Annotated in this window: 14 protein-coding genes and 2 pseudogenes; 10 read left to right on the top strand and 6 right to left on the bottom strand. The window is 59.6% G+C overall.

Translation table 11 applies throughout. The annotated features are described in order from the left end of the window. The first annotated feature begins 312 nt into the window (after positions 1-312). Entirely contained in the window at positions 313-747 is a 435-nt protein-coding gene (locus RAD15_RS19420; RefSeq protein WP_458179931.1) for a hypothetical protein, read from the top strand. Positions 748-923: 176 nt separating this feature from the next. Here RAD15_RS19420 and RAD15_RS19415 read toward each other — a convergent pair whose 3' ends face one another. Next, a complete protein-coding gene (locus RAD15_RS19415; protein ID WP_458179738.1) occupies positions 924-1,433 on the bottom strand; it encodes an ATP-dependent DNA ligase in 510 nt (169 codons plus the stop codon). A gap of 271 nt (positions 1,434-1,704) precedes the next feature. Between RAD15_RS19415 and RAD15_RS19410 the strand changes: the two genes are divergently transcribed. Beyond that, a complete protein-coding gene (locus tag RAD15_RS19410; RefSeq protein ID WP_458179737.1) occupies positions 1,705-2,952 on the top strand; it encodes a glycosyltransferase family 87 protein in 1,248 nt (415 codons plus the stop codon). Here RAD15_RS19410 and RAD15_RS19405 read toward each other — a convergent pair. Continuing rightward, complete coding sequence (locus RAD15_RS19405; protein ID WP_458179736.1) at positions 2,891-3,310, bottom strand: hypothetical protein; 420 nt, start codon at positions 3,308-3,310, stop codon at positions 2,891-2,893. The two genes, RAD15_RS19410 and RAD15_RS19405, sit on opposite strands and share 62 nt — an antisense overlap. Positions 3,311-3,777: 467 nt before the next feature. On the opposite strand from RAD15_RS19405, the gene RAD15_RS19400 reads away from it, so the two are divergent. The 6 genes and pseudogenes from RAD15_RS19400 (at position 3,778) to RAD15_RS19375 (ending at position 8,947) form a co-directional block, all read left to right on the top strand. After that, positions 3,778-3,963: a hypothetical protein gene (locus RAD15_RS19400; RefSeq protein ID WP_458179735.1), complete on the top strand. Its 186-nt coding sequence runs from the start codon at positions 3,778-3,780 to the stop codon at positions 3,961-3,963. Positions 3,964-3,989: 26 nt separating this feature from the next. Next, positions 3,990-4,199 (top strand): hypothetical protein, encoded by a 210-nt coding sequence (locus RAD15_RS19395; RefSeq protein WP_458179734.1) that lies wholly within the window; start codon positions 3,990-3,992, stop codon positions 4,197-4,199. A 370-nt stretch (positions 4,200-4,569) separates the two neighbouring features. Next, entirely contained in the window at positions 4,570-4,755 is a 186-nt protein-coding gene (locus tag RAD15_RS19390; RefSeq protein ID WP_458179732.1) for a hypothetical protein, read from the top strand. Positions 4,756-5,415: 660 nt separating this feature from the next. Next, positions 5,416-6,761, top strand: a pseudogene (locus RAD15_RS19385) (IS1182 family transposase). A gap of 168 nt (positions 6,762-6,929) precedes the next feature. Then, on the top strand, positions 6,930-7,388 hold the full coding sequence (locus RAD15_RS19380; RefSeq protein ID WP_458179731.1) for a hypothetical protein: 459 nt from the start codon (positions 6,930-6,932) through the stop codon (positions 7,386-7,388). 104 nt (positions 7,389-7,492) lie between these two features. After that, the gene (locus RAD15_RS19375; protein WP_458179730.1) at positions 7,493-8,947 is read left to right on the top strand and encodes an IS1182 family transposase; all 1,455 of its coding nucleotides are present in this window, start codon (positions 7,493-7,495) and stop codon (positions 8,945-8,947) included. Positions 8,948-9,345: 398 nt separating this feature from the next. On the opposite strand, the gene RAD15_RS19370 is transcribed toward RAD15_RS19375, so the two are convergent. After that, positions 9,346-9,510, bottom strand: a complete 165-nt coding sequence (locus RAD15_RS19370; protein WP_458179729.1) for a hypothetical protein — start codon at positions 9,508-9,510, stop codon at positions 9,346-9,348. A 246-nt stretch (positions 9,511-9,756) separates the two neighbouring features. Between RAD15_RS19370 and RAD15_RS19365 the strand changes: the two genes are divergently transcribed. Beyond that, positions 9,757-10,017, top strand: a complete 261-nt coding sequence (locus tag RAD15_RS19365) for a hypothetical protein (protein WP_458179728.1) — start codon at positions 9,757-9,759, stop codon at positions 10,015-10,017. A 33-nt stretch (positions 10,018-10,050) separates the two neighbouring features. Here RAD15_RS19365 and RAD15_RS19360 read toward each other — a convergent pair whose 3' ends face one another. The 3 genes from RAD15_RS19360 to RAD15_RS19350 form a co-directional block, all read right to left on the bottom strand. Beyond that, on the bottom strand, positions 10,051-10,272 hold the full coding sequence (locus RAD15_RS19360; protein WP_458179727.1) for a hypothetical protein: 222 nt from the start codon (positions 10,270-10,272) through the stop codon (positions 10,051-10,053). A gap of 875 nt (positions 10,273-11,147) precedes the next feature. After that, entirely contained in the window at positions 11,148-11,345 is a 198-nt protein-coding gene (locus tag RAD15_RS19355) for a hypothetical protein (protein ID WP_458179726.1), read from the bottom strand. Positions 11,346-11,802: 457 nt separating this feature from the next. Next, positions 11,803-12,072, bottom strand: a complete 270-nt coding sequence (locus RAD15_RS19350) for a DUF3551 domain-containing protein (protein WP_458179725.1) — start codon at positions 12,070-12,072, stop codon at positions 11,803-11,805. A 389-nt stretch (positions 12,073-12,461) separates the two neighbouring features. Here RAD15_RS19350 and RAD15_RS19345 point away from each other — a divergent pair. Beyond that, positions 12,462-12,837 (top strand): annotated as a pseudogene (locus tag RAD15_RS19345) (hypothetical protein). Positions 12,838-13,084 lie beyond the last annotated feature (247 nt).

Genomic DNA, 13,084 nt, shown 5'->3' with positions numbered 1-13,084 from the left:
AAAATTTCCACATCTGACATGGCGATCAACATTGACGGAAGTGGGGAGCCATGGGCGGATACATGCGCGCTTCGGTCCGCTTGGGACTTCCATCCTGCGGCCCAGAGTTTTTTGAGCAAATGCTGCGTTTTCTGCGTCCCTGCCCATAGGAGATACTATAGGCGGACTGCCAACTACAGGCTAGCGGATTGGTAAGAGCATCCCAGCGCGGAACCCGGCGTGGCCACCCGACGTCAACCGAGATAACTAAACGAACTGTCGAACGATGACCGAATGCCGGCCAGTTTGTGCCGGCGAACCAATCGGACCAACATGTCCTCTGGCTCCAACACCAGTATCGCCAAGAAAGCTCGCACGAAGGCCGAGGTGGATTTTGCCACTTGGCTCATGATGGCCAAGCTCGGTGGTTTCGATGACCTTCCGCCAAACGCACAGAGCTTTCTGACTAACTATCGAACCAGACTCGAGACAATGAGCGAGGCCGAGTCCACCGCCGTGGCCGTTCGCGAGGTTTACAGCGCTTATTACAGCGAGTTGGGCGGCGTGGGCGCGGCGCCGGAACCAAAGGCTCGCACACCAACGACAGAGGGCAAAGTAGGGCGGGTCCGCGCAGGGCCTAAACCTCAGCCCAGTTTATCGGCTGCGCGCCATTCGACGATTCCAATGATCCGAAAATCCCTCCCGGCACTCCTGATCTTCGCGAGCATCGCGGCTCTGATTGTCGCATATAGATTTCTGACGCAGTAACTTGGCCTTCGGCTGCGGGCGGACGAGGTGCTGCTCCCATCCGCCGCAGCGGTGCTATTCTCCAATTCGCGCAGTGGCCCGAGCTGACGTCCGCTAACGGTCACAAGCCGCCAGTCACGGTTAAGCTGCGAGACTTCCGGTGTTCGTTTGTGAGCGGACTTTTATGAGTACACGCTCTAGAACTCGCGGCTCATGGCGGGATGGGTGCGGTTCTTCACCTTGACCCATTCGCGGGTGCGGCCGGCGATGTAGCGGCGATCGCGGCGCTTGGAGACGATGCCCTCGAGGCGGAGGTCGCAGGCGGCGCGAAATAGATCCGGGCCGATCGCGCCGCTCTCGAATGGCGCCACGAACATGCCGTCGGGCCGGCCGCGCAAGAGCCGGGCGAGGTTGGTCTTGCGCATCTCCAGCGGCAAGGGACTGAGATCCTCGCCGCCGAGCGCGAGGAGATCGAACGCATAGAGCTGCACCTCCTCGTCGTGCCGGCGCGAGTGCAGCGCGTTGAAGTCGGAAACGCCGTCGACGCCGAGTACCACGGCCTCGCCGTCGATGACGAGGTGCTGCTCGCGGTTGCGCAGCGGCGCCTGGACGATCCAGGGATAGCGGTCGTTCCAAGTTGTGGCCGTTCCTGGTGATGAGACGCACGCTGCGGCCGGTGCGCTCGACGCGCAGGCGATAGCCGTCATACTTGATCTCGTGGAACCAGTCGGGTCCGTCAGGGACCGCCTTGGCCGCGGTCGGCAGGCAAAACTCGAATGTGCTGGGCATGACAACGAGATAGTCACGCGCCGGCGATTTTGCGAATCGCGCGCCCACCCTTTCAGCGTTGGGAATTCGTCAAAAGAACCGGCAGCCTGGCGCCCGCGCGAATGGCCGGGTTCGCTGATCTCGCGCCAGAGTTGAGCATACTTGGGTTGTAGTGCTACGATGCTTCCCTCTTCAGGGGAGGGGGCATCATTGTCGATCATCAGCGAAGGCGCATGGCTCACTGCCAGGCGCGTCAATCTTTATCCAAGGATGTTCGTGATGATCAGCGCCGCCTTGTGGGCAGCTTACGTGCTGACGGGGCACGATGGTCTCGACTTTCGAGGGCATCCGATCGGAACGGATTTTTCGAGTTTCTGGGCAACCTCAGGCCTGGTGCTGGCCGGACATGCCGGTGATGCATACGACCCGGCCAAGCACTACGCAGCTCAACAGGCTGTCTTTGGGCCTGATGTTCAGTACTACGCCTGGCTCTATCCGCCTCCGGCTCTGCTGATCATAGCTCCCCTCGGCATGCTGCCTTATGCCGTCTCTCTGATCACATGGCTTTCGATCACCGGCGCGGCCTACATTGCGACCGTCTACAGATTGATCAGGCGATCCGACGCGCTCGCCCCGATACTTTGCTTTCCGGCGGTGCTGATCAACACCATTCACGGACAGAACGCTTTCCTGTCGACGGCCATCGTCGGAACCGGCCTGCTCATGTCTGATCGATATCCCGTCGCGGCGGGGATGGTCCTTGGAACGCTGTGCTTCAAACCACAGCTTGCGCCCATGCTGGCCATCGTCGTCATCGCGCGGGCGGACTGGCGAATGGCGTTTGGCGCCGCCTTTTCAAGCTGTCTTCTGATCATCTCGACCATGGTGATTTTTGGCTTCGATGTTTGGCACCAGTTCGCATCGGTCATTCCCGTCTCGCGTTTTTGGCTGGAGCAGGGCGTGATGGGCTTCTTCAAGATGCAGAGCACGTTCGCAGCCGTTCGACTTCTGGGGGGAGACGTCCAACTGGCTTACGCGATCCAGGCCCTCGTCACGGTGTTGGCCGCTATATTGCTCTTGATGATCTGGCGCAGCCCGGCATCGCTGCGCCTGCGCGTGGGGGCGACCGGCGCGGCGATCCTGCTGGGTACGCCATTCGTGCTCGATTACGACTTCGTTCTGTTATCCCTGCCGATCGCGGCGTTGGCGGCAGAAGGCCTGGAGAGCGGCTTCAGGCCGTACGAGAAGACGGCTCTGGTTTGCGCCTGGATGTTGCCGCTTCTGGCGAGGCCGGCCGGGCTCGCACACGTACCGCTGAGTCCGGAAACGGTCATGCTCTTGCTGATATTGATTTGGCTGCGCGCGAGGCGCGGTCTGGTTGGTGTGTCTGGTGCTTTTAGGACCGGAGTGGAAGCGCCAGCTGCGCGCCGATCGAGCGGCCAAGCTGGCTCTCGATGAAATCCTTCAAGGCATCCGAGATCTCGCGACCTTCCACTGCGATCCGCCGCTCAAGCTCGTGCGCGATGTCTTCGGACGCGTCGCGCGACCAGCCTTCGGCCGGGTTGAACGCGACCACGCGAAGCACCCTGTCATATTGGCCGGTGAGCAGGTTGTTGATTAGCGTGGAATGGTCGATGCCCTCATCGGTCTCGCGGAACGCCGCCCCGTCTCGGAAGTCCTCCAGGACGATGTAAAAGTCCTTGTCGAGGCGATCGTTTGGAATGATGGACGGCGAGGTCATACGCAGAACTCCACTGACCGGAGTCCAAGATAGGCAGGCTTTGTCCCGAACGCGAATCGGGAACTTGCGGAGCACGAACGGCCCCGGGCATCTCTGGGGCTGGAGAGCCGAGACGCACCGAGACCGCCCGACGCACCAGACTAAATGCGGCGCGCCGTTGGCATCCTCCCGCTCGGGATTCAGTTCCGCAGTCCAAAAAGATACAGTGTCCTAAATTTAATGTGCGAACGGTCAAGAAGGGCAGCAGCCGTAAAGGTCGAGCGGCCCTGGGCCGATGAGGGGCGGCCTTGTCGCTGGTTAGGAACGAGCCCCCTGCGGCTAGTTCGACGATCGGTCGTGCCCTCTCGCACGACTTGTTGCTGACAACTAAGGTCCAGCCCGTTCCTCCTGCGGGCTGGTTCTTTTTCTGCGCTAGATTCACATTTTTGAATCTGAACAGGAAGATCTTTTGGGATGAAGCTATCGTTTGCCGAACTAGACAGCCGCAGACCGCTCGGTCCCAGCTCGTTTTTCGATCCGGAAAAACCTCCAGGCTGGGGCCGATGTGGTCGGTGCTGCCCTATCGCAGCTTGAAGACATCGATTCACATTCGTTATAGCCGGAGCCGGGAAATGTCGGGAAAAATCGGCAATGCCGGGCTGGCGAAGACCTTTCATTTCGGAATTATTGAACCCGGCAAGCGTGAGGGGCCGCTGTCCAAAACAACGGTCCTTTGCTTGGATCCATAGAGGTCGTGACCGAAGGAGTTTGAGTAATGGACAACGCGAAGCACTGCCAAGATCAAGCCAACGAATGCCATCGTTTGGTTAAATCAGCGCAGAGTGAGGTCGAGGCCAGATTTCTGAAAGAACTCGCCCAGAGTTGGATGAGAGTCGCCGGTCAGATGGATCGATACCAAGCGCTCAAGCGTGAACAACTGGCCCGCAACGTCGCCTTGGAACGCGCCGCTGATCTTGCATCGTGAACGGCTGGGATAAAGACGCTAAGCTCGGGGGTAGAGCAGGACCTTCTCTAGCGCGCGCTTGGCGCCCCTGAAATCCGCACCGATTGGGCTTCCTGCCCTACCGGAACGCCATCCGCGACGCCTTCAATGGCCGTCGTAAAGACCTCCCGCGGGCGCGAACAAAAAGACCTCAGCTCTTGGGCAATGGATGAGCTGAGGCCTCCTGTCCCCAAAAAATGGCCCCAGCTCGCACAGGGGGCACTGAGCTGGGGCCTATCGGGGTCTGCCCTTGGGGAAGGGCATCGGGAAAACTTGGCAATCGCGCAAACGTTCCTGTCCTAATTCGAAATCGCCAGTGTCCTAGTTCGAGTTTAGCTCTAGGCTGGACGCCATGGCCGACGACGAGCGATCCCGGGAAATCCGGCTGTTCCGAGAGGATCACGCGGGCTTTACGCTCGCCTATTCTCGTTACTTGACGGCATATCGGAAGAGCCTTGAGGCCCTGAAGCTACCGCCTCCCGACACCTTTCTGGGCCGCAAGACGCAGGAGCCGTTCCTGGCGGAACCCTCGGACTAGTGCATTAATCGACGTGACCGGACCAATCGGGGGTTGCTGTCATGGGTATCGAGCGAAATTACACACCCAGGTACTTCCGCAATCGGGCGGAAGAGTTCCGAACCAAAGCGGACAACGCCGAGCATAGCGAGACCAGAGAGACCTTGCGCAAGGTCGCGAAGAGTTACGATGAGCTAGCGCGTCGCGCCGAGCAAGTCCGAACCGTCCAAGATCTGCAGAGTAGGCCGCCTCAGTTGGCGGCCTCTTGTGTGTCTCACAATGGGCGTGTCACCTCGAAGGGTGGCTTTGCAGGGCGGCAGGCTCATAGGAGCAGCGGCCCCGCCACCGTTGACATAGCGAGGCCGCCTGCGCTCCGGACCCTGGGGCTGGAGGGTTGAGGCCCGAAGGCCTACTAGCTTAACGCTGGGAACCCGGGGATTACATTGCTCGAAATAGGCACTCACTTCGGGGTGTCCTAATCTGCCGGCACGGGTGTCCTATGTCCTAGGGCGTGTACTCATAAATCGAAGACGCCTTTTGACGCCCGCTATGCCCCCCACAGCGGCGCGAAAGCAGAACGTCGCGGGACTTCTGCGTTGGGTCGATTTTGTTGAAAAAGGAGGTAGTTGCGACTCAAGGATAGCAGTGATTCAGTCTGTCTAATTGGCAGGACTGAAGATCATGATGGGGCATCGGCAAGTCGAGCAGGCTGCGTTGTTCTATGAGTTCTCGCTTGAGAAGCATATTCCCTCCGACCACCTCTTGAGATCGGTCGACAGGTTTGTCGATCTGCAAGAGATCAGGCGGGACCTGGCACCTTTCTACAGCAGCATCGGCCGACCTTCGATTGATCCCGAGTTGATGATCCGGATGCTCCTGATCGGTTACTGCTTCGGCATCCGATCGGAGCGGCGCCTGTGCGATGAGGTTCACCTCAACTTGGCCTACCAGTGGTTCTGCCGGCTCGGTCTGGATGGGGCGGTGCCGGATCATTCGACATTCTCCAAGAACAGGCATGGCCGCTTCCGGCAGAGCGACCTCTTCCGTCGTGTGTTCGAGAGCGTGCTGCGCCGCTGCATCGAGGAACGACTGGTCGGTGGTGAAGGATTTGCAGTCGATGCGAGCCTCATCAAGGCCGATGCCAATCGGCAGAAGGGGATCGAAGGCGACTTCCGCCGGAGGCTGCCGGCCGAGCAATCGATGAGTATCTGGCTGTCCTCGATGATGCTGCTTTCGGAGCTGCGACCGAGGTTACCCCGAAGTTCGTATCGCCCTCCGACCCAGCGGCGCGCTGGACGGGGGCGCACGGCGGCCAAGCGTTTTTCGCCTATTCGACGAACTACCTGATCGACATCGAGAACGCGATCATCGTCGATGTTGAGGCAACGACGGCAATCCGGCAGGCGGAGGTGTTGGCCGCTAAGCGCATGATCGAGCGCTCGCTGGAGCGGTTTGATCTCTATCCGAGCCGGCTCCTCGGTGACAGCGGCTATGGCTCGGCCGAGATGCTCGCTTGGCTGGTCTATGAGCACGGCATCGAGCCGCACGTTACAGTCTTCGACAAGTCGGCACGCACAGACGGGATCTTCTCGCGCGACGACTTCACCTATGACCATGCTGGCGACATCTATCGTTGCCCTGGTGGCAAAGTTCTTACCACGACCGGGACGTTGGTGAATGACGGCGCCACCATGCTCTACCTCGCCAGCAAGCGCGATTGTGATCGATGCGCATTGAAGGCTCGGTGTTGCCCCAAGCAGGCCTCACGGAGGGTGCCGCGCTCAATCTACGAAGGCGCTCGCGACATGGCGCGCCAGATCGCGAGATCGTGGGAGGGAGGCACCTCGCGCCGGCTCCGCAAGAAAATCGAGATGTTGTTCGCCCACCTCAAGCGGATTCTCAAGCTCGACCGTTTGCGCTTACGAGGCCCCAACGGCGCGCGCGACGAGTTCATCCTCGCGGCCACCGCTCAGAACCTTCGAAAGTTGGCCAAGCTCATCCCGATGCCCACCGCGAGGTTCGCATAGAGGCAATAGAGCAGTTCGGCCTCCTCGCGACCAAGCTATTACAGTGAAATATTGCCGCCCTTTTTCAACAATCGGTCAGAAGCGGTCATCATCGCACATCAATCAAAGTGAGGGCTCGCAGCGTCAGTGGCCAAGGATGAATGTGCTTTCTTATCTCGGGAGACCACGATGAAGTGGATAGGCACTGCCACCATTGCGCTTGCTGCTTCGGTAATGTTCGCAACCGCGCAGCCAGCAAAAGAGCCCTACCAACCGGGCCTTGGCGAATTCATGACAGCTACGCAGCTTCGCCACGCCAAGCTATGGTTTGCTGGCAAACAAAATAACTGGGACCTCGCTGCTTATGAGATCGACGAGATCAAGGAAGGCCTAGAGGACGCCGCGAGGCTTTTTCCAACATCTGACGGCATCCCTGTCGCTGAGATGATCAAGACCATCATCGATCCACGGATAGAGCAACTTGAAAAGGCGGTTAAAGCAAAGAGCAGCACCAAATTTACGGCCGCCTTCGACGAGCTTACCAGCGGCTGCAATAGCTGCCACGCGGGAGCCAGCAAGCCGTTTATACGCATTCAGCGTCCAATCGCGTCTCCACTGACCAACCAGAATTTTGCGCCAGAAAAGTGATGGGAGTTGCGCGCGCATCGACCAGATGACTTCCGAAAAGGGTCCAGGCTGTGTGAAAACCCTGTCGATGCTATAATTCTCGTGCTGAATCGGCGGGGGAAGTGATGCGGGGTTTCGTTCAAGGGGTCGATCGCCACCAGACGACGTTGCTGCCGGAATGCCTCGATGATTGGGTCGGCGAGAACAATCCTGTTCGTGCGGTCGATGTGTTCGTCGATGCGTTGGAACTCCGCGACCTCGGGTTCGATGGCGTTGATCCTGCCGCGACTGGTCGGCCAGCATACCATCCTTCCCCGATGCTCAAGCTCTACATTTACGGCTATCTCAACCGGGTCCAATCGAGCCGGCGGCTGGAGCGCGAGGCAGGTCGCAATCTTGAGGTGATGTGGCTGACCGGACGGCTCGCGCCGGATCACAAAACCATCGCCGATTTCCGCAAGGACAACGGTCCCGCGATCAAGAAGGTTTGCGCGCAATTCGTTGAGTTGTGCCGCAAGATCGGCCTGTTGGCGAGCACCAGCATTGCCATTGACGGCAGCAAGTTCAAAGCCGTCAACAGTCGCGACAACAACTTCACGCAAGGCAAGATCCAGCGCCGCCAGAAGCAGATCGAAGAGAGCGTGGCACGCTACATGAGCCAACTCGATACCGCCGACCGCCAGACTGCCGCAGGCGAAACGCCTTCTGAAGCGGTGCTTCTGACCAAGACGCGGCTCAGGGAAAAGCTGGTGAAGCTTGAAGAAGAAGTGAAGCGGCTGGCTGCGATTGAAGAGACATTGCTCGCCTCACCCGACAGGCAAATATCGCTGACCGATCCTGATTGCCGCTCGATGGCAACGAGCGGGCGAGGCTCCGGCATGGTCGCCTACAACGTACAAAGTGCGGTCGAAACCACGAACCATCTGGTTGTCGCCCATGACGTTACCAACATCGGTTCCGATAGAACGCAACTGGCGACGATGGCGCAGGCGGCGAAAGCCGCGCTGCGCAGCGATACTTTAGACGTCGTTGCGGATCGGGGTTACTTTAAAGGTGAGGAAATCCTGGCCTGCGAACAGGCCGGCGTCGCGGTCACGCTGCCAAAGCCGCAAACCTCGGGTGCCAAATCGGCAGGCCGCTTTGGGAAACCTGATTTTGTCTATTTGGCCAAGGACGATGTCTATCGCTGCCCGGCGGGCGAGAAGCTGGCACACCACTTCACCGCTGACGAAGATGGCCAGAAAATGCGGATCTACTTGACGAAGGCGTGTCGCTCATGCCCGTTCAAAGATCAGTGCACAACATCCAACGAGCGCCGCATCAGACGCTGGGAACACGAACACGTCGTCGAAGCCGCACAGACGCGGCTCGATCGGAACCCGCAAGCCATGCGTGTGCGCCGCGAAACCGTCGAGCATCCGTTTGCCACACTGAAGATGCGGATGGGGGCGACGCACTTTCTGATGAAGCGGCTGCCCAATGTCGCGACCGAAATGGCGCTGAACGTACTCAGCTACAATCTCACGCGTGTACTGAATATCCTCGGCGTCGAGCCATTGCTGGCAGCCATGCGAGCGTGAGGCGCGGCAGCGGAATCAATAGCGACGCCGATGGTCGACCTACGTTGCATGGAGGTGATGCGGAGCCGTGTTTTTACACAACCTGGGTCACTTTCGGACTTCCACGCGGTCCAAATCGAAGTCCGCTCTTACTGCACCAGCAGACATGAGCGGCGGAAGGCCCAAGGATGGCGGTCCGCCCGCAAGTTGTCCGGGTCCTTCTGAGTTTGCTGCATGCGCGGGGACCGCGCGACGGCCCGCCCTAAACGTATTAGCATTTTCGCAATCTCATCTAAATTTCGTACCGTATCGCACACTGAGGAGCTGCCGCGCCCGGCAGCGTGGCGCTGACCGAATACAAGAACCATCTGCTGGTCGATGTCTACCTGCTGTCATAAGCACTTGGCGGTAAGATCCCCTCACTGCGGCGAATCCTTGCAGAGCGTGATGCCGATCATGATCAGGGAGCCGATTGCGACCACCACCGGGCAGACAAACGGCAACTCTTCCAGCACGCAGATGACGACCGCCCGGACGCGGAGGGGTTTCTTCGTATGCGCAAAGCGCCAACCTGCCACACCCATCGGACATCTCCGTTTGGCCCCCAGCAGCGGCGGTCTTATTCTTCAGCGCGAAGCGATTTCCGGCTATCGCCCATTCGGATGTATCCCTGGATCAAGGTGAAGGAACCCTTGCACTAGCCATGGCGCCAGCGGATTGATGTAGGTTGCTGCCCGTCGTAGCAAGCCACGCGGCTTTGATTGGACATCGCGCACGCCGTGGTCGTTGATGTGATCCGCAGTTATTCGCCTTGCTAGGAATATCGCAGCATGTGGAACTGGATGATGCTCGGGCTGGAAAGCAACCGCGTGATCGGCCTGCGGATGGCGAAGCTGATGCGCGGCGGCAAAGCCGCTCAACGTGAAGCCGAACTCATGGTGAATGAGAAAATCTTTGCGGCAGCGAAGGCCGGTAAAAGCCTGATGGCTGGAGCATCCGGAGACAAGATTGTCGCGCAGTATCGAAGGAAGGTGGCGGCCAACGCCAAACGGCTCAGCCGCAAACAAACACGCAAGCGAAAAACGCGGTGATCCTTCGGCAGGGCTTACTTGCGGGCGATCCGCTTACCGCATTTCTAGTTCTTTGATCGCCAGAGCCGATATCTCTGCGGGGTCACGGACATCGGTTTGCGCGATCTTGATGATCTTCTTGGCGATCATTTCCGTTAGCGGGTCGTCACGATCCCTGACGCAAAGGGTATGGAGCGCTTGCTCGTAAGCTGCGGTGATCGAGCTAATCTCTTCCGGCCTCATGCCAGAGTTTTGTAGTAGCCGGTAAATAGCCATGTCACTGCTCCTCGACCTTCGCAATGAGCAAGATGGCAACGGCCGCCATATCATCCTCGTCTCGCTCAGGCAGCGAAAGCATCGCGTAATGCCGGCGACCAAGGAAGGTGTCGGGCGCTGGCGTCTTTAGTATTTCCCGCGAGTTTGCCACTGTCTCACGCATACGCGCGCAGATTTACGTCATCTCGAAAGAGCCAGCTCTGATAGTGCTGATATCGCTGTGTGCCAGCATGCGATCCCCTCTTTGTGCAGGCGGGAGCGCAATCGGTCTCTCAGCCATCGACGCCTACGGGCAGTGCCTCGGCCGGTGATGCAAATGACAATAGGACCGAACCGAGTAGGTTCCTAGAAGAAAGATCAGTCTGTTTTACCGAATTGTGCGGACGCGGATTGTGTCGCAACGCCCACGCAGATTTACCTATGATAAAAAATCGTGGTCTCGCCGGACCTGAGCAGGTCCGATGCGCGTTGTGAGCGCAGCAGCGCGGAAGTTGCTGGGCAACGAAGCCCAAGCCAAGGGTGGCCGCCATGGTCGAGGTCCCTGCAACCCACTTCACCCCTGACCCAGAGCAATGCCGGGCGATCCGCAAGGAGATTGGCGAGCGGCTTCGTGGTGCCCTCGCGGACGATGCCGAGCCGCTACCGTTGCGACTGGAAGGTTTGGTCGAGCGGCTTGCCGAGTTGGAGGGCGGCGCGCCCTCCATCGCTCCTAACGGCGGGGACGCGTCTGCATCCCGGCCAGTCTGGAAGCTTCTGCGGCGTCTAGTGGCCCTTTGGCGGTTCCCCTAGACCGCCAAATCGGATGCGGGCTCAGAACCGATCCTGCACGCGCTGATATGCCGGATGACCACTCAAAGGATAGTAGGGCGAACGGCTCACGCTGAACGGCGGGAATTTCCATGCGGATGGTGCTTGAAGAAGAGATCAAGCTTCACAGGTTCGCCGGTATCTCGCCAGAACAATTTTTTGCCCATGCTGCCCGCCACCGCCAGGCGATGGTGGCCCCCGAGCAGAATATGATCATCTGTTGCTATGGCGATGACCTCGCCGGTTTCATCAACGATGACTTTCATGCGGCGCCTCCAATGCAGCGCGCGTCCGTCAGCGCAGCGCGATGATGCGCAAAAAAGCAAACCTTATGTCGGTCCCCGCGTTCCAACCGTGAAGATCACGGCTTGCGTAAGCCATTCCGCGCACGGCATTTCTGTGCGAGCCGGTACAAAAACGAAAGCGCGAAATCAAAAAATGCAAATCCTCACATGGCGCGATCGCGCGTACCCCGCGAAGCGGGCGATCTTTGGGGAACCCGGCAAGGCCGCGCGGAGGGGGGCACTTTCGACGGTCCAGCTCCCTTCTCTTTGGAGCGCGATCGTGCTCCGTCCACGCTGGCGCGTCGCGTCATCGCGCATCGAGCGCGGCATCGTCATCGACCCGCGTCACGATCTTGGGCAAATCCGTCACAGCCATGGGTTTGGATCTGCGTCACATGGCGGCAGGCGGCGCTCACCGGGAGCAGACGGCATTACGTCGTCACTGATGATGCGTTCGCTTGTGACGCACTGCGGGCTTTCCGCCTTTCCCGGCATAGTACGGATTGACCACGCATGATGCCGCGCGGCCCGATGCGGAGGCCTGACACTGGGCCATATTGGTGTAGGCGCACTCGAAATAGTAATCCATGAAGCCGCCCGTATAAACTTGAAGGCAAACCGGGTAGGCGGGATCGTAGGTCTGCGCTTGCACGGATGTGGCGGCGCAGAGTGCGCCGCTCACGAGAATTGCACGGACTGGAAGGCGCATCGGAACACTCCTCAATCAGGCCAGGACGTTAACTGTCTTCGCGGAAGAGGTGACACCGTTTCGATCTCAGGCGCAAATCCCGCTCGCTCCCTTCGAATGTCACATCCGCACTTCCTAGGAAGGGATAGCGGCGATAAAGCACATGAGCTGGGCGAATGTTTCGCCCGCGAACAGGCCTTTCGGAGGGCCGGTCCCAAAGGACCAGAAACCGAATAGGAGCTCCTGGTGCGCGTTCGCGATGCTCGAACGATCAAGTGCTGGTCTCGTGGCCGCGCGCTCTGGAGCCTCCCTGGGGCGTTACATGGCCTCCGTTTGTGCCCGGCACGTTGTCCGCCGCAGTCTGTAGCGGCTTGCCCGTCCCGCGCGGTCCGGCGATCCTCCCTGCTGGCATGGGCACCAAATCACGTGAGACCATTTACGGCGGCTCGGTCAGGCGGCTACGGAGCAGGCGGCGGAAGCACGCAAGCAAGCCGACCGGCTTGCCTGCGAGGCATGGACCCCGCATGCTCGCCTTCAAGGGTCCGGCGCAGCCATCGCCGACGCTCGGCGATGCCCTCAATGCAGGCGACGGTTATCTCGAAGTCCGGCGTCTCGGTTGCGATACCAGTTAGGCCGTTGCGCTCGACATCGTGGCGGTACATGAGGTGCAAGGATTGCTCTCAGGTGCGGGGCTACATGTACAAGCGGAGCCAGCTGGTAGCGCTCCGGACGACGAGGATTTCGGCAGACAATTCGCCATCAACGTGGTGGCGGGGGGAGCGGTAGGCCTATGGAACCTTCGGACGTGCAACTCATTGAGCGGTTATTCACGTAGAGGACCGCTCTGTGAACCACTTCGCCGCTATCTTGATCTTACTCGTTGGCGGAGCTTCGCTCGCGTTCGGCCAGAGTGCGGGTGGATCGAGCAGTGGCGGCTCCGCGGCGAGTGGAAGCGCGGCCACCGGCTCCACAGTTTATGCGGGCGGCACCCTATCGACCGGGCATACCGTAAGCGGTACTGCGGGCTCCTCCC

The organism is Bradyrhizobium sp. 14AA, from assembly GCF_054185205.1.
The sequence above is the reverse complement of the archived record's forward strand: the minus strand, read 5'-3'. Positions and strand labels throughout refer to the sequence as shown.